Here is a 17,769-nt window from a genome sequence, read left to right on the forward strand (position 1 = left end):
ATATAATCAATAAAAATCACTAATAAAAAACCTACCGATAAAATCAGCCCCTTACACAAAGCCGCCAATCAAATTATGCACTAATCCAGCTAATGAATATAACCTCAACCGGCTGACACCTAGATTAATATTCAAACAGAAAGAACATGAATATGACTCATGTTTGAAGTGAAATAATACCGTTTTTGTTCATGTACCGAACCACGTATAACTTACTCAGCGCAAAACACTAGACAAACTTACAACTGATCCTTAACTAAGTCATCAGGCGAAAAACCTAAAAGACGGTAAGACAACTGACTGAGAAAATCAGATCAGTAGATAAAAAATGTCTAGAAGCACAATGCATAAACTCAGGTTTGAAATCATAGAATGGATACTAAATCGCCATGAATAATAATTTTACATTTTCAATTAACAGCATTTTTCTAGATGAGAATTACCACCCATCAGACAAAACCCGCATCACTACCAACTTTGCTAACTTAGCCAGAGGCAGCTATCGTCAGGCCAATTTACGCAACGCGTTGAAGATGATTGATAATAGTTTTAATGCCTTAGCCCATTGGGATAATCCAAAAGGCGATCGCTATACAGTAGAACTTGAAATTATTTCCGTTAATATGAACATTTCAGGCAGTGGCCAAGCCTTCCCTTCGATTGAAATTTTGAAAACCAATATTGTTGATAGCAAAACCAATAGACGTATTGAAGGCATAGTCGGCAATAACTTTTCTTCTTATGTTCGCGACTATGATTTTAGCGTATTACTGCCAGATCATAACAAAGATCAGCCCCAATTTAGCATCCCAGAAAACTTTGGTGAGCTACATGGTAAACTGTTTAAATATTTCGTTAACTCAGATACCTATAAACAGCACTTCACTAAGCCACCGGTTATCTGCCTCAGTGTTTCGGATAACAAGACATATCATCGCACTGAAAACCAACACCCGGTATTAGGGGTTGAATACCAGCCGAATGAATCGTCATTGACTGAACAATACTTCCAAAAAATGGGCTTACAGGTTCGCTACTTTATGCCGCCAAATAGTGTCGCGCCATTAGCTTTTTACTTCTTTGGTGATTTACTCAATGATTACACTCATCTTGAGCTGATAAGCACCATAAGCACAATGGGCACCTTTCAAAAAATCTATCGACCAGAGATTTATAATGCCAATGCCGTGGCGGGGAAATGCTATCAACCGAATTTGAAAAATCTAGATCATTCACTGACGCAAATTGTTTATGATCGCGCAGAACGTAGCCAACTTGCTGCAGAACAAGGGAAATTTGCTGCGGAGTATTTTATCAAACCGTATCAAACTGTACTTGAGCAATGGTCAGCTAATTATGCGTAATTTATATATTTATTCGCACGGTTTAACCGCTTAGCTCAGTGGTTACGTTAGTCAAAATCTACGGTATCAATATAATGAAAACATTAAAAAAACAAATACTACTACCCACTTCAACTGCGGGCAGTTTACCTAAACCTCTATGGCTAGCAGAGCCTGAAACACTATGGTCTCCTTGGAAATTACAAGGGGATGAGTTAGCTGCTGGCAAACAAGACGCACTGCGTTTGTCGTTACACGATCAACAGCGAGCAGGTATTGATATTGTCAGTGATGGCGAGCAAACACGCCAACATTTTGTGACCACCTTTATTGAGCACCTCAATGGCGTTGATTTTCAAAAACGTAAAACCGTTAAAATTCGTGACCGTTATGATGCCAGCGTTCCCACGGTTGTTGGTCCAGTGAGCCGTCAAAAGTCAGTTTTTGTTGAAGACGCCAAATTTTTGCGTCAGCAAACCACGCAACCAATAAAATGGGCGCTACCAGGCCCTATGACAATGATAGATACACTTTATGATGATCATTATAAAAGTCGTGAAAAACTTGCCTGGGAATTTGCCATTATACTGAATCAAGAAGCCAAAGAATTAGAAGCAGCGGGTGTTGATATTATTCAATTTGACGAACCTGCATTTAACGTGTTTTTTGATGAGGTGAATGACTGGGGCATAGCGTGCTTAGAAAGAGCCATTGAAGGGCTAAAATGCGAAACCGCGGTCCATATTTGTTATGGTTATGGCATCAAAGCTAATTCCGATTGGAAAAAAACCTTGGGCTCTGAGTGGCGTCAATATGAAGAAGCGTTTCCCAAACTGCAAAAATCAAATATCGATATTATCTCACTAGAATGTCACAACTCCCATGTGCCGATGGAGCTCCTTGAACTCATTCGCGGTAAGAAAGTCATGGTTGGTGCGATTGATGTAGCAAGCAATACCATAGAAACGCCAGAGGAAGTGGCAGATACTCTGCGAAAAGCACTTCAATTTGTCGATGCTGATAAGCTTTACCCTTGTACCAACTGCGGCATGACACCTTTAACGCATCAAGTAGCAAGAGCCAAACTCAATGCCTTAAGTGCAGGTGCTGAAATCGTTAGACAAGAGCTGTTGGCTAAGGATAGTTAGGTTTTAAGGTTGAGATATTAGATATATTGTTATGAGGATAAATAGAAAATAGCCCAACGATAGCCAGTTATCTTATTGATTACTGGCTATCGTTGAGAATATTGCTTAAATTCAATTAATTTTTAAATCGTACAACTAATTCATGAAGTTCATCTGCAGTTTTCTTCAAGCGCGAGATTGATTGTGACGTATTCCCTGCGCCATCAGCAGTGGTACTCGCTAGCTCCGAAATATTCACCACTTGCTTATTAATATCTTCAGCAACATGGGCTTGCTCTTCTACGGCAGTGGCAATTTGAATTGCCATTTGGGCAATTTTCTCTACTGCGCTAGAAATACCATTCAGCATTACGCCACTCTCTACCACTTTTTGCAAACCTTCATCGGCAGCACCAGCACCCAAATTGGCAGTTTTCACTGCGTTACTTGCTTTACTGGTTAATACTTCAACAATTTTGTATATATCACGTGTGGTCTCTTGAGTTCTTTTAGCTAAATTGCGAACTTCATCTGCAACCACGGCAAAGCCACGCCCTTGTTCACCAGCTCTTGCTGCTTCAATTGCAGCATTTAACGCCAGCAGGTTGGTCTGCTCTGCAATTTGTTCGATGATTTCTGCCGCCTTAGCTATGTTCGATATCTGGTCTGACACTTCAGACACGGAAGAACTAATATCCAATACGGTATCTCTAAGATTTTGAATCGACGAGCGTGTTATCTCTGCAACCTTTTGACCTTCAATTGCTAAATTATTTGCAGTTTCTGCATGGTTAGCAGTATCAACAACATGCTCTGACACTTCGGAAATAGTGGTGGTCATCTCATTCATTGCCGTTGCCACTTGAAACGTTTCAGCTTGTTGCCTTTCAATTTGTTGGCTGGTTTGTAAAGTCAATTTATGGCCTGTTTCTGATTCAGTCGCCACGTGGACAGCCGCACTTTCAATACGAGTCAGCACAGTCACTAAATGTGCTTTCTGGCTGAGAATAGCGACTTTGAGTAAACCCAGTTTACCCGAAGATGTAGTGTATGTTTTAGCAGCTAAATCGTGTGAAAAATTTGATCTAAGCATGTCCTGTAATGAGTCTATGATGAGCTTATTATTTCTTGACATTATCGCAGCATATCCAATGCTAAAAGCGGTAAGTACTATTAAAGCAATAAAATTGTAGTCTATCGAAAACAACACGCCTGCAACAATAACTCCAAAAACAGGCATTAGGTTTTCAGTGGGGAAAGTCATACTAGCTGCAGGCTCTTTGCCATTGCTTAACTTTCCATACAAGGCCTCAGCGCGGGCAACATCATCGCGTTTAGGACATGAACGTACAGATTCATAACCAACGATTTTTCCATTTTCAGTTACGGGTGTGACATAGGCATCAACCCAATAATAGTCACCATTTTTACAACGATTTTTTACCAATCCCATCCAAGGTTTACCCGATTTTAAATGAGACCACATAATATCAAAAGCGGCAGGAGGCATCTGAGGATGCCTAACGATATTGTGTGGCTTACCAATAAGCTCACTTTTTTCGTAACCACTTATTTTAATAAATGCGTCATTACAATCTAAAATAGCGCCTTGAGTATCAGTCACTGAAATCAGTTTTGTTGTTGCTGAAAATGTCTGTTCGCGCTGGGTAATGGGTTGATTATTTCTCATGTATCTTCCTTGGGCGGCTTAAATTAATGCTGAATTATTAACGGTAAAAATGCAAATACAAAAAACCACAATTAAACCAACGGGCTTTACGTTAAACCACTTTCCTTTCAAATTTGGCATAGATGACTAACGATATGAGGCTACTTAGTATAACTACATAAAAACATTATATTATTTAGGTTATTGGTATGACATACAATAAATTTTTTATCAATGAGAAAAAAACATGAAATCCTTTGTTTCAAACTGAATGTAAAATGAATTAGCAAGATAGGCTTTATTAATGAGTTGATTTACATAACATGGTTGAATGGCGTGATAGATAATTATTTTTATATATTAAACAATTGCTTATATAGAATAAATAACGGGATTGGTGAGAAAAACCAATCTCGTTATTTAATTATGATGCTTAAGCTTTGGTTCGATGCCTAGTATTTATTGACCAAGCGCTGGTGTGCGTGAAGGAATAACGCGCTTATTGCCCGTCGCTTCAAATGCACTGGCAAACTTAAGCAGGTTATTGTCGTCATAGGCACGGCCTCCAAAAGTTAAACCCACTGGCATACCAATATCGGCCATTACGCCCATAGGCACAGTTACCGTTGGTACACCTAAGTGGCGAATAGCCAGATTACCATTGGCAACCCAAACACCGTTGCTCCAAGCTATGTCGGCAGACACAGGATTAAGGTGTGCATCAGCAGGACCCACATCAGCCACAGTTGGAAACAGCACAGCATCAAGTTTTAGCTCGTCCATCCAGTCTTCCAAGTCTAGTTTGCGCGTTTTCTCTAAGCCGCGCAGTCCATCGGGAACACTGTCGATCTGGTTATACGACTTAAGCCCTCTTTTAGCCATGTTGACGTATTCATCCATGCCTGCTGCTAAATCGCCCTCACGATTTGGCAAGGTGCCAAGGTCATGTGGGAAAATTAAATGGCCGTTAACGTCAGAAAGCTTATTTAATTTAGGATCATTATTCGCACGCAAGAATTCATCTAATGCCCAACCTGATAATTCCCATAGCTCATCTTCCAAAAACTCCGCGGTGACTATGCCGCGGTTATAAACGGTCGGCGCACCTAGTCGGTCACCTTCGCAGTTGGAAACCAGCGGAAAATCAACTTCAATGACTTCTGCTCCAGCAGACTCAAGTGCTTTGCGCGCCGCTTCCCAAAGGTCAATAACTGTCGCGCGGGTATTGATACGCTGACCGGTTGGTCCACCAATACCTGGATTTTCGCTGGTGCCAGCCAATTCATCTTTATTGATGTACATGCGCGGCACCCCAAAACGCTTGCCTTTAAGCGTGTCGGCTTGTGCAGCAAGATCCAAATAAGATTGTGGTCGCACGCTTGATGCTTTGGGGATTTGAACCCAAGGTTGCAAACGCCATAAGTCACCGCGGGTGATAGGGTCATCAGCCACGATAACATCAAGAACTTCTAGCATGTCTGCCATAGTGCGGGTGTAAGGTACGACCACATCCATAGTCGGTGTCAATGGCCAATTACCGCGCACAGAGATGACACCGCGTGATGGAGTATAAGCACACAAGCCGTTGTTAGATGCAGGCCCACGACCGCTAGACCATGTTTCTTCAGCTAAACCAAAAGCTGAATAGCTTGCCGCGGTGCCAGTGCCGGCACCATTAGACGAACCAGAAGCAAAAGGAGCAGTAAGGTAGTTCGCGTTATATGGACTTTCAGCGCGACCATAGTGACCGCGCTGCATACCACCATTGGCCATAGGCGGCATGTTGGTTTTGCCTAAGCAAATTGCACCCGCTTCGCGCAGACGTTCCACGGCAAAGGCATCATATTGAGCCACTAAATCTTTAAACGCTGGGCTGCCCGAAGCCGCTGTTAACCCCTTAACAAGGTAGCTGTCCTTGGTGGTATAAGGAATACCATCGAGTGGGCTCAGTGTTTGACCACGAGCCCGGCGTGCATCAGAAGCCTGCGCTTCTTTTATCGCATCTTGATTGCGCACCACTAATGCATTTAGCTTGGTCTGTGTCGCTGGACCGTCATAAGCATCAACTCGGGCTAAATATGACTTAACCAGTTCAACCGATGTAGTACGGCCTGATTCAAGCGCTGCACGCAGCTCAGCAATAGAAATCTCAGTGACTTCGAACATGTTACAACCTCTTCTTGAAAGGCAATTGTGTTAAAGATCAATTGCTCTAAAAGATAAATATCATCAAAGACAGTGACTGAAAATTCACTGTCTTTTATTGGTCTTGGTTTTTATTTACTGACCAGAGGGGATCTGTTGGGTAATACAATGAATATTACCCCCACCTAATAAGATCTCCCGTGCAGGCACACCAACAATTTCATATTCAGGGAAAATGTCCTGTAATTTTTGAGCTGCTATATCGTCAGTTGCAGGATCAAGTAGTGGGAACACAATACGCTGATTAGTAATAAGAAAGTTCACATAAGAACCCGCTAAACGCTCACCCGCCGTACGTGGTACACCAGTGCCCACTTCTACACCTTGCGCTTCTTCTTCAGTACAATACAAAGGGCCAGGTTGTGGCATGAAATGGATTTTTAACTTACGACCTTGTGCATCAACAGCATTTTGTAACACATCTAAGGCCGCTTTTGAGCGAGGATACTGCGGATCATTTTGATCATCAGTCCAATGCAAAATCACTTCACCTGGACGCGCAAAACAGCACATATTATCAATATGCCCATCGGTCTCATCCATGTAAACGCCATCTTCCAACCAGATAAACTGCTGTACATTTAAATACTCAGACAGTAATGCTTCTATCTGTTCACGGGTCAAATCTGGGTTGCGGTTGCTGTTAAGTAAACATTCAGCACTGGTCATGCAGGTGCCTTCACCATCAACATGAATTGAACCGCCTTCAAGAATAAGTGGCGCGCGATACCCCTCAAAACCATGTTGCGCGTTCATTTGTAATGCAACTTGCTCGTCTTTATCCCATGGAGAGTACAAACCGCCGTTATGACCGCCCCAGGCATTAAAGCCCCAATCGATACCACGACATTCGCCCTTGGCATTCACCACGACAGTAGGGCCAGTATCGCGTGCCCAGCAATCATCGCTATCGATTTCAACCAAGGTAACGTGAGCAGGCATAATCGTCTTAGCTTGCGTTAAAAATGCCTTGGGCACGCCCATATAAACGGGTGTAGCGGCACCGATGGCATCAGCCACCTTGGCAAAGGTGGCTTGAGCATAAGCTCCTGCACTGCGCCAGTTGTCAGGACGGTATGGCCAAAGCATCCACACAGCTTGCTGCCTCGCCCATTCGGCGGGCATATGAAAACCATCTTCAGATGGCTTAGTTGTTAACTGCGTGGTATTCACGTTTGTCATGAGTCTTGTCTCCAGTAATGCTGAAAAACGATAAAGGTAAGCGCCCTAACTATAGGACGACAGGAAAGAAATACACCTAGCATCATTCTAATAAAAATCGATTTACGGCACTCATCAGGCGGATAGTTAGGCCGAAATAGCCGCATCTTCACTCGGTGAGTTTTAGCTTTGTTAAAACATATTGCCATATCATATCATTTAAGGCTGCTTGCGCTAAAGGGTTGTATGTCTTCTAGTAAAGTATATTTATGAGTTTTTTAACATGTCTGCATGCATCAATATTAACACTGATTAATGATTATACATTCAAGTCGGTTGCTGCAATTAACAGGCCTATACCTTGATTAATAGTCGCAAGATCCCCGCATAGCTCAAGTCGAGAACAATACAATTGACGCCAAATCAATCAAAGCTATAAAACCAAAAATATTTTCTATTATTTTCAAGCTGTTTCAATAATTGCATAGCATGATTCATCGCTGGTCTCCCCATAAACATTTACGGGCACTTCCTGCTAAGCTTAGTGAATACACTACCTTAACCCAATCAAAAATCGAGTCGAAAACCTTATGAGTAAGATGCGTATAGAGCATGACAGTATGGGGAACGTTCAGGTGCCAGATGATGTTTATTATCAGGCACAAACTCAACGCGCACGAGATAACTTTCAGTTTTCGAAGCGGCGCTTTCCGACGCCAGCGATAATCGCCCTACTCGACATAAAATCAGCTGCAGCACAGGCTAATAGCCAACTCGGCTTGTTAGATAACGCTATGGCCAAAGCAATTCAACAAGCGATTATCGCCAGTAAGAAGCTTGATTTTTCGCAGCACTTTCCAATTGATTTGTTCCAAACAGGCTCTGGCACCAGTTCTAATATGAATGTTAATGAAGTCATTGCCAGCCTCGCTAGCAACATTTTGCAGGCAAAAGTTCACCCTAATGATCATATCAATATGGGTCAAAGCAGTAACGATGTCGTGCCCGCCTGTATTCATATCAGTACGGTTAGGCAATTAAGGGGCTTGTTGTATCCATCGATTAAGGGCTTATGTGACAGATTAGCGTTTTTGGCCGATGAGTATTCCAATACAGTCAAAACCGGTCGCACCCATTTAATGGACGCCATGCCGATTACGCTTGGGCAAGAACTGCAATGTTGGCAACAACAGCTAAACAGTGCTCAAGCTAGAATTCAGCACCTTGAGCTAAGTCTGCATCATTTGCCATTGGGCGGCACTGCGGTGGGCACTGGCGTTAATTGTGACCCCAATTTTTCCAAACTTGCATGTGATGACTTACAACAGCAAGATCAAATCCCTTGGCAAGCGGCGGTAATGCCTGCATTGTATATGAGTAGCCAAGATCATACCTTAGGCATGGCTTCGGCGCTCAAAGGGTTAGCGGTTACCTTATTGAAAATCGCCAATGACTTACGCTGGATGAACTCTGGCCCTGTGGCAGGATTACAAGAAATTAGTTTAACGGCGCTGCAACCGGGATCATCGATAATGCCTGGTAAGGTTAATCCCGTGATCCCAGAAGCCGTAGCCATGATTGCTGCTGAGGTTATCGGCAATGAAACAACCATCACCATCGCGGCGCAATCGGGTAATTTTCAGTTAAATGTGATGCTGCCACTGATTGCCGACAAGCTACTGTCCAGTATTGATTTATTAACCCATGCCTGCCAGGCCATGACCGATAAAGTTTTTGCCGAATTTAAGCCCAATGCAGAGCATTTGACCCAGGCATTAGAGAAAAACCCTATTCTGGCAACCGCACTTAATTCAGTGGTAGGTTACGATATGGCCGCAAAAATTGCTAAACGAGCAGATAAAGAACATAAATCAGTATTAGTAATTGCACTTGAAGAAACCGATTTAGACGAAGATAAACTTAAAGCAATACTCGACCCGTTGCATCTGGCAAAGCCTTATCATTAGCAGCCATACAGACAAACAGACAAACAGACAAACAGCGATAAGCGTAAAGCGTAAAGCGTAAATAATGTGTAGTAGACATAAAGGTCACTTCAAGTTATGCAATTGCATATCGTATATAGTGAGCTAAACTCTGAACAGAGTCTTAATACTTATCCTATTTGAGAGCAAATATGGTCAAATTATCCTTGTCCCTCGTTTTTTCACTCATGTTCTTCAACCCTGTATTTAGTCAATCTAAAGAAATTGTTGCCTCTTTTGGGGAGTCCTTACCTCCGTGGGTAATTGAAGAAGGTCCCACTGGAATACTGGTCAACTTGTTGCAAGATTGCCTAGAACCTTCTGGTTATCAACTCAAGCCAAAAACACTGCCTTACGCAAGACGAATTGCAGAGTATCTGACAAATCAGGTTAGTGTGGTGACAGATATCAATGAAAAAACCATTGCTGAAAGAGGACTTAAAGGCTATTACACTGGCGATATCTACGCCTATGAAAACTTTCTTTTTTCTCTTTCAGAAAGGGCTCTTAAGGTCAACAAAATAGCTGATCTTGCTGAATACTCATTAATTTCATGGCAGGGAGCAATTGCACATATTGGCGGTGAGTACGCTGCAATGGCAACGCAGAATAGAAAATATAGTGAAACTCATAATCAAAAAACTCAGTTAAGAATGTTATTAAGTAAAAGGGTCGACTTTATTCAAATGGATGGGCAAATCTATCAATTTTATCGGCAAGAATTGATAAATGACAACGAATTTGACGAGACCGTTGCGGTGGATAGAGCACCCCTATTTGGAAAGAGTCCCAATGGTTTTCTATTTAAATCAGAAGCAGCAAGAGATGCTTGCGTGACTAACTTAAAGCTGATTAAAGAGAACAATAAATATAAGGATATTTTATATTTTGGCAGCTAGGTTAAAAAATCCACATTCGTTGTTTATTTTTCTTAAGCTATATGATCTTTTAGGGCATAGATACTGATGAGCATCATAGATTATTTAAGAAAATCGTTAGCGCTAACACAAGCCATAATCGCTTTAGTGCTAAGTATTCTCATTGCTCTGTTAGTCAGTGGATACTCGCTTAGCTTGCATCTGTCAGACCAAAGAGATGAAGCCTTTAGTTTGGCTCAAGAGATCCTTACCGCTGCTGAAGGTGGCGCGACCAATGCAGCTTGGACTTTAGATCCTGTTCTTGCCGAACAAATTGTCGCGAGTATGACGGCACTGGGCATGGTTCAAGATGCGGTACTTACTGGTGAAACTGGGAATATTATTGCTGCCGACAGAAAACCCGTTCAGGAAAAAAAGTATTTAATTGCATGGGTAACGTCTAACTTTATCGGCGACGAAATTCTCGGTGAAAGAAAACTCTATATTGAACTGAATAATGAAATGCGCCAAGTTGGCGTGTTATCAATAAAATTAAATCCCACCCCTCTAGCGCAACAGTTTTTGACCTTTGCCGGCAGCGTAATCATTACAGGACTGTTGCAGGCCGTAACTATTGCTTTGGTTTTATTATGGTTATCTTCTTGGCTATTGACTTCGCCTTTGCGGCGAGTAACTAGGTCCATATCAAAAATTGATCCTGAAAATCCAGATCCAAGAACACTGGAGAGCTTAACTATTCATGCTACAAATGAAATGGGGCAGCTAGTAAATCACATCCAGCAAATGTTAAAAGGTCTCATTAGTGCTCAAGAACAACTCAGAAACCTAGCAACGAGAGACCCACTGACAAATATACTCAACCGAACACTTATAGCAGACCGATTATCACAAGCGATTATCACCGCCAAACGAAACCATTCTAAAGTGGCGGTTTTATTTATTGATATGGACCGGTTTAAAACTATCAACGACTCTTTAGGTCATGATGTCGGCGACACGCTTCTTATTGAAGTGGCACACAGATTATTAAAAACACTTAGAAGCAACGATGCCGTCGGGCGTTTAGGCGGAGATGAGTTTCTGGTAGTGATTGAAGGAAATAATGAGCTAAGCGAATTAATGTATGTGGTTCAGCGAATTGATGAGACATTAACGCTGCCCTATTTTTTGGCTGACCGGGAAATTCGTACTTCTGGTAGCATTGGGATTTCTATTTATCCCGAAAATGGAGCAGATACAAATCAACTAATGCGCTGCGCTGACTTGGCCATGTATAAAGCAAAAGCGAGCGGTAAACATTGGCACTTCTACGCGAAAGAAATGAGTGATAAAGTCGAAGCAAGATTAAATATCGAAGCCGCGCTGAATTACGCAGTTGAGCGTGAAGAATTTCATTTGAATTATCAGCCAAAAATAAACTCTGAAACGGGCAAGTTAGTAGGCTGCGAAGCATTAATACGTTGGAATAATAATCCTGAAGATATTTCCGTAGAAGGTTTTATTAAAATTGCTGAAGAGAATGGTTCAATTATCGCTATTGGAAACTGGGTGTTAGAAACCGCTTGTCAGCAAATCAAACGCTGGGAGAAAGAATATGGTGGAATATCCGTTGCTATCAACGTTTCTGCTCGACAAATGCAAGAAGATAATTACGTAGAACATGTGTTATCAGTGATTAAAAAACATGATGTTAACCCTAAACTGCTTGAACTGGAAATTACCGAAACTGTATTGATGAAAGCTCTCGATAAAAGTTTTATTGCCTTAAAAAAATTACGCCAGCATGGGATAAATATTTCAATTGATGACTTTGGCACAGGTTACTGTTCGCTTTCTTACCTATCTCGATTACCTGTCGATATACTCAAAATCGATCGTTCTTTTGTCTCAGGAGAGCAACCATCCACTGCCGTTTTAGAAATGATTGTTGCAATGGCTAAAGCTCTAGGTTTAAAAACAATCGCTGAAGGGGTCGAAACCCAAGAACAAAAAGATTGGCTAATTCAAGAGGGTTGCGATTATTTGCAAGGTTATTTAATCAGTAAACCTATTTCAAGCAAAGAACTCGAAGAAAAATTCTTAGTTAACCTCAATTAAATATCTGCCAGTCTCATAATAAATATCAAAGATGGTCGCCAGCTCAATAATACGAACATCTACTCACTCGATGTCCATATTCAAAATTATCACCTATTGTTCTATCAAGACAACAAAGAAAAGCCCTACGAATCACACGCTAACAGCATTGATAGTAAGGCATATCATCTAAGCTAACGCTAGCTTTCTACTCTAGCTATGTTCAATATGCTGAATAATTTAGGGTGTAGAGGGTGTTTTGTGCAAAGGTAATAAAGCAAGTGCCAGAAGCAATAACGAGGACAAGAGCATAAACATTCTTGAACAAAGGCTTGTTAAATTATCTGAGCTTGACCTCATTATTACCTTTTACTGACATAAAAAAATAACAAAAATAAGTAATGAAGATAATCAAATCCTATATTCTTTTCCTAATCGGTTAATTATTTGCACAATTTGAGATGGGATATCCTGCAAACTTAAAATCATCTGCGCGGCTCCTAAGTCAATTGCGGCTTTAGGCATTCCAAATATAACTGAGCTTGCTTCATCCTGTGCGATAGTAATACCATCAGAGTTAAGCAGTTCCAACATTCCGGCTGCACCATCTTTACCCATACCTGTTAAAATAACACCTAAGACATTGCTACCAGCTGTTTGCGCTAAAGATTGAAACATCGCATCAACTGAAGGGCGGTGACCGCTCACTCGCTCACTATCAGACAGTTTAATCCGATAATCAGCACCACTGCGAACCACAAGTAAATGCTGATCGCCTGGCGCTAAATAAGCACAGCCAGGGATCAATCTTTCACCATCCTGAGCTTCTTTCACATGTATCGCACTAACCTTGTCCAGATTTTCGGCAAAGGTTTTAGTAAACCCTGGAGGCATATGTTGGGTAATAACAATGGCTGGACTGTCGATAGGCATTTCAGCAAGTAATGATTTAAGTGCTACAGTTCCTCCCGTTGAGGCGCCAATAGCAATAATTTTCTCACTTGTTTTAAATTTAAATGCAGTATTTGCTGTATTTTTTTTGATAGCTTTAGGCTGAACCTTTGCCTTAGCAACAGAGCGTATCTTGGCAACAATTTCGCTACGATAGGCCTCCATGCTATTAGCAATATCCAATTTAGGTTTGGGGAAAAAATCCACGGCGCCAATTTCTAAAGCTTTAAGAGTCACCTCAGCACCCTGCTCTGTTAAACTAGAAACCATCAACACAGGAGTTGGTCTGGCTTTCATTAAACGGTCTAGAAAAGTTAACCCATCAACCTTAGGCATTTCGACATCTAATGTAATCACATCAGGACTAAAGGTGATGACCATATCTTTTGCTACAAAAGCATCTGGAGCGGCGCCAACTAATGTAAAATCTGGCTCAGCTCGAATAATCTCACTCAATAAACTCCGAATAAGGGCTGAATCATCAACTACTAATACTTTTATTTGTCTAGTCATCAAATAGCTCCACATCACCACTCATAGCTTGTGAACGTAACTTAAACTTGTACTCACTTTCACGGTCTAAAATTGTAGTGTTATGCATAGTTTTAATTTTTCTAACCAGTACCCGTCCCGTATCTGGGAAAAAATAAACTTTACGGGGGTAAACATCAAGAAGGTCAGAAGCTATGATTGGAATATTTTCCATTCTTAAATAATCTTGTACAAATTCAGCGTTACGTTCACCAATATTAACAGTCATAAACCCTTGTAGCACATTACCGCCACCAAACACCTTAGCCTCAAGCCGATTTTTACTTGCGCCGAGCTTGAGCAAATGGTTAATCAGTATTTCCATCGCATAAACTCCGTAGCGAGCAGACTCTGAAGTCCCACCACCTTGTGGGTAGTTATCCTGTGGTAGTAAGAAGTGATTCATACCGGCAATTCCTAGGACAGGATCTCGTAAACACACTGATACACAGGATCCTAAAACTGTCACAATAAGGGTATTTTGTGTTGTAGCAAAATACTCTCCGGGAGAAATTTTTACAGCTTCAGAATTAAAATACCGGTCATAATATCGATTAGGAGCAAGGTTCGAATTATTAACATCAAAGTTTAACAAGCTTACCTCACAGAGTGATTTGGGTAATAAGTTGTGTTGCCAGCAGATCTAACCAGATGAGTAGCATTATTAAAGGTTTCAGAATGTCCTGCTACATAAAGGCCATCAGCAGGTAATAATTTAACCATCCTTTCCAATACCTTTAGCTGAGTCGAACGGTCAAAATAAATCATTACATTGCGACAAAAAATAATGTCAATTGGCTCCCTTAATGACCATTCAGATTTAAGTAAGTTAATCTGTCTAAATTCAACCATTTTCTGTAACTCTGGTACGACTTTAACCATACCAGCAAATGCTCCTTTTCCTTTAAAAAAAAATTGTTTTTTACGCTCCTCTGCTAAAGAATTTATTCTGTCGATTGAATAGATCCCTGCTTTAGCTTTTTGCAGTACCTGACTATCTACATCGGAAGCAATAATTTTAATTGGTACATCAAACATAGCAAACGTTTCAGCAACCACCATTGCTATAGAATAGGGTTCCTCCCCTGTACTACTGGCGGCACACCAAATCGTTCGTGTTTTAGGATGTGCTATCAAGTACTTTTTAAGAATGTCAAAATGATGTGGTTCACGAAAAAACGAAGTCAAGTTTGTCGTTAGCGCATTAATGAAATGTTCTTCTTCGCTAGGATGAGTATTAAGATGATGCAGATATTCCGAAAAACCTTGCAGTTTTAACGACCTAACCCTGCGGGCTAAACGGCTATAAACCATTGAGTCTTTACTATCTGCTAAGCGAATTCCTGTTAATTGATATAACAAAGTTCTCACTGAATCAAAATCAGCTTTTGCAAAACTGAACTCTCTATTATCCCAGCCTTCAGAGCTTGTCATTATAATATCCTAGTATAAATATATTATGACCCTCACCTGATGGGTGAGGGCTTCAATCATTTTATTATTTAATACTTATAAGACTAAAAACTCTCCCATTCGTCATCTTTGGGTTGCGATGGTTTGATGGCATTTCTTTTCGGTAATGTGCTCTTAGCGTGAGAAATCATTTGTGTTTTGGGTGCCGAATGTTGCAAAGCGGCTTGCACATGTTGATAATCATCGTCGAGTTTAAATTGGCTAACATTAGTCGCCAATTGTGCCGCTTGAGATAGCAAACTCTCAGCTGCAGCGGCAGCTTCTTCAACTAAAGCAGCATTTTGCTGTGTCATTTCATCCATTTGACTCACGGCTTTACCTACTTCATCAAGACCGGTCGCTTGCTCACTAGAAGCCGCGGCAATTTCTGCCATGATGTCGTTAACACGTTTAATCGATGTCACGATTTCTTTCATCGTATCGCCAGACTTTCCAACTAACTCATTGCCGTTATTAATCTTACCGACAGAGTCAGAAATCAATGCCTTAATGTCTTTAGCTGCGTTTGCTGATCGCTGCGCTAATGTTCTTACTTCAGATGCAACGACAGCAAACCCTCGACCTTGCTCCCCAGCTCGCGCAGCTTCTACTGCAGCATTCAATGCTAGAATATTAGTTTGGAAAGCGATCCCATCAATTACACCGATAATGTCAGCGATTTTTTGTGATGACTCGTTAATAGATGCCATTGTAACGACAACTTGATCAATTAAATTTCCTCCGTTAATAGCAACTTCAGAAGCTTTAGCTGAAAGCGTATTGGCTTGTCTTGCATTATCAGCATTTTGACGCACGGTTCCTGTAAGCTCCTCCATGCTCGATGCAGTTTCTTCCAGACTGGATGCTTGCTGTTCAGTACGACTGGATAAATCGGTATTACCTTGTGATATCTCACTTGAAGCGGTTTTAATTGTATCTGCGGCGGTACGAATTTTACCTAACATCTGCGCTAGGTTCTGGGAAGTTTGATTACAGCCATTTTTAAGTAATTCAAACGAACCTTGATAATCAGCGGTTACACGCTCAGTTAAGTCTCCTTCAGAAATGGATTTAAGCACTCGATTAATGTCATTTAAGCCACTTTCAGTGACCCTAAGTAGCGAATTTAATCCCTCAGATAATTTCAAGAAAAATCCATTTTTTCCTTCGGTCGAAATTAAACTGGTAAAATCACCCTCTGCTGCTGCTTGTACAGCAGTATTCACTTCAGACTCAACAAACACCTCTTGAGTACGATCTAACCACTCTACAACTGAGCCTAATCTTGTTCCATCATTGGCAAAAATAGGGTTAGCAACCAAGCGAAAATGACGGCTTCCAACAACAATATTTGCGGTATATGTTTTAGTTAAATTGGCAAGAAGGTGCATTTGATGAGCAGGGTTCTTGTGGAAAATATCTATATTACTGCCAACAACCTTTTCAACAGAAAAGTGAGGAAGCTCTTTTCTTAAATCAGACTCCGCAATGCGAAGCATGTTTTCAACTGATTTATTCATATAGGTGATATTACGATCAATATCGGCAATCATTACATTCGTTGTAGTGGTTTCTAATGCACCTAAAATTCGGCTTAATTCATGCTCGGAAGCGACCTCTTTCGTGCGGTCAATCCACTCCACTACTGTGCCTAATCGATTACGCTTTGTATCAAAAATTGGATTGGCAATTAACCGAAAGCTTCGACCAGCAACAACAATATTTCCTACATAAGTTTTGTCTAACGCTGCAAGCAATCTGCGTTGATGCGATGGTTCTTTGTGAAAAATATCAATATTACTGCCAATAACGGAACTAACAGAAAAATGCGGGAGGGCTTTTCTAAGATCGCTTTCAGCTTCCCTAAGCATCCGTTCAACAGCTTGATTCATATATATGACGTTGAGGTCATTATCAGCAACCATTACATTTGAAGATGTTGCTTCTAATGCTGAGGTTACTCTTAATGAAAGTAATTCATGCTTTTTCTGCTCTGTAATATCGTGCCACTCTACTGATGTACCAAGAGATACCCCCTTCTCATCACGAAGTGGATTAAGCACCAGTTTGAAACAACGCACACCGACATTGATTGAAGCCGTATGAGTTTGGGACAGCTGAGAAACAATATTTTTTTGGTGTTGAGGTTGTTTGTGAAAAATATCAATATTACTCCCAATCAGAGAAGATACTGAAAATTGGGGTAACTCTTTACGAATGTCATCCTGTGCTGCGGTCAATAAATTAACTACTGCTCTATTCGCATAAACGATAACTCGTTCGGGGTCTGCAATCATAAAACAGGTGCTGCTATTGTCTAAAGCCAAACTAGCGCGGGTTAACGATTGTTGTTGCTGTCCATTATTTTCAAACCAAGATCTGATACCCATA

At 41.1% G+C, this 17,769-nt stretch carries 12 protein-coding genes; 5 read left to right on the plus strand and 7 right to left on the minus strand.

Annotation, left to right across the window (positions count from 1 at the left end):
- The first annotated feature begins 389 nt into the window (after nucleotides 1-389).
- Together ACRWQN_RS11915 and ACRWQN_RS11920 are read left to right on the plus strand one after the other, a co-directional pair.
- Nucleotides 390-1,364 carry a DUF1852 domain-containing protein gene (locus tag ACRWQN_RS11915; RefSeq protein ID WP_434937916.1) on the plus strand — a complete coding sequence of 325 codons (975 nt, stop codon included), beginning with the start codon at nucleotides 390-392 and terminating at the stop codon, nucleotides 1,362-1,364.
- 74 nt (nucleotides 1,365-1,438) lie between these two features.
- Nucleotides 1,439-2,491 carry a methionine synthase gene (locus ACRWQN_RS11920; protein ID WP_434937918.1) on the plus strand — a complete coding sequence of 351 codons (1,053 nt, stop codon included), beginning with the start codon at nucleotides 1,439-1,441 and terminating at the stop codon, nucleotides 2,489-2,491.
- Between the two features lie 115 nt (nucleotides 2,492-2,606).
- Here the strand turns inward: ACRWQN_RS11920 and ACRWQN_RS11925 are convergent, their stop codons facing one another.
- From ACRWQN_RS11925 to aguA, 3 genes are all read right to left on the minus strand, one after another.
- Nucleotides 2,607-4,160 (minus strand): methyl-accepting chemotaxis protein, encoded by a 1,554-nt coding sequence (locus ACRWQN_RS11925; protein ID WP_434937920.1) that lies wholly within the window; start codon nucleotides 4,158-4,160, stop codon nucleotides 2,607-2,609.
- Between the two features lie 438 nt (nucleotides 4,161-4,598).
- Nucleotides 4,599-6,305, minus strand: coding sequence for an amidase (locus tag ACRWQN_RS11930; RefSeq protein WP_434937922.1), 1,707 nt, complete (start codon nucleotides 6,303-6,305; stop codon nucleotides 4,599-4,601).
- A 114-nt stretch (nucleotides 6,306-6,419) separates the two neighbouring features.
- Nucleotides 6,420-7,526, minus strand: coding sequence for an agmatine deiminase (gene aguA / locus ACRWQN_RS11935; protein WP_434937924.1), 1,107 nt, complete (start codon nucleotides 7,524-7,526; stop codon nucleotides 6,420-6,422).
- A 569-nt stretch (nucleotides 7,527-8,095) separates the two neighbouring features.
- On the opposite strand from aguA, the gene ACRWQN_RS11940 reads away from it, so the two are divergent.
- From ACRWQN_RS11940 to ACRWQN_RS11950, 3 genes are all read left to right on the plus strand, one after another.
- Nucleotides 8,096-9,472: a lyase family protein gene (locus ACRWQN_RS11940; protein ID WP_434937925.1), complete on the plus strand. Its 1,377-nt coding sequence runs from the start codon at nucleotides 8,096-8,098 to the stop codon at nucleotides 9,470-9,472.
- A 170-nt stretch (nucleotides 9,473-9,642) separates the two neighbouring features.
- Complete coding sequence (locus ACRWQN_RS11945; protein ID WP_434937927.1) at nucleotides 9,643-10,389, plus strand: hypothetical protein; 747 nt, start codon at nucleotides 9,643-9,645, stop codon at nucleotides 10,387-10,389.
- A 66-nt stretch (nucleotides 10,390-10,455) separates the two neighbouring features.
- The gene (locus ACRWQN_RS11950) at nucleotides 10,456-12,465 is read left to right on the plus strand and encodes a putative bifunctional diguanylate cyclase/phosphodiesterase (protein WP_434937929.1); all 2,010 of its coding nucleotides are present in this window, start codon (nucleotides 10,456-10,458) and stop codon (nucleotides 12,463-12,465) included.
- Between the two features lie 390 nt (nucleotides 12,466-12,855).
- Here ACRWQN_RS11950 and ACRWQN_RS11955 read toward each other — a convergent pair whose 3' ends face one another.
- The 4 genes from ACRWQN_RS11955 to ACRWQN_RS11970 form a co-directional block, all read right to left on the minus strand.
- Nucleotides 12,856-13,908 (minus strand): protein-glutamate methylesterase/protein-glutamine glutaminase, encoded by a 1,053-nt coding sequence (locus ACRWQN_RS11955; RefSeq protein WP_434937931.1) that lies wholly within the window; start codon nucleotides 13,906-13,908, stop codon nucleotides 12,856-12,858.
- A complete protein-coding gene (gene cheD / locus ACRWQN_RS11960) occupies nucleotides 13,901-14,521 on the minus strand; it encodes a chemoreceptor glutamine deamidase CheD (RefSeq protein WP_434937933.1) in 621 nt (206 codons plus the stop codon). Before cheD ends, ACRWQN_RS11955 begins: the two co-directional genes overlap by 8 nt.
- Nucleotides 14,522-14,523: 2 nt before the next feature.
- The gene (locus tag ACRWQN_RS11965) at nucleotides 14,524-15,360 is read right to left on the minus strand and encodes a CheR family methyltransferase (RefSeq protein WP_434926304.1); all 837 of its coding nucleotides are present in this window, start codon (nucleotides 15,358-15,360) and stop codon (nucleotides 14,524-14,526) included.
- A gap of 83 nt (nucleotides 15,361-15,443) precedes the next feature.
- Nucleotides 15,444-17,768 (minus strand): methyl-accepting chemotaxis protein, encoded by a 2,325-nt coding sequence (locus ACRWQN_RS11970; protein WP_434937935.1) that lies wholly within the window; start codon nucleotides 17,766-17,768, stop codon nucleotides 15,444-15,446.
- Nucleotide 17,769 lies beyond the last annotated feature (1 nt).

It is taken from the genome of Shewanella sp. HL-SH8, from assembly GCF_051165765.1.
In the GTDB taxonomy this organism is placed as follows: Bacteria; Pseudomonadota; Gammaproteobacteria; order Enterobacterales; family Shewanellaceae; genus Shewanella; species Shewanella glacialimarina.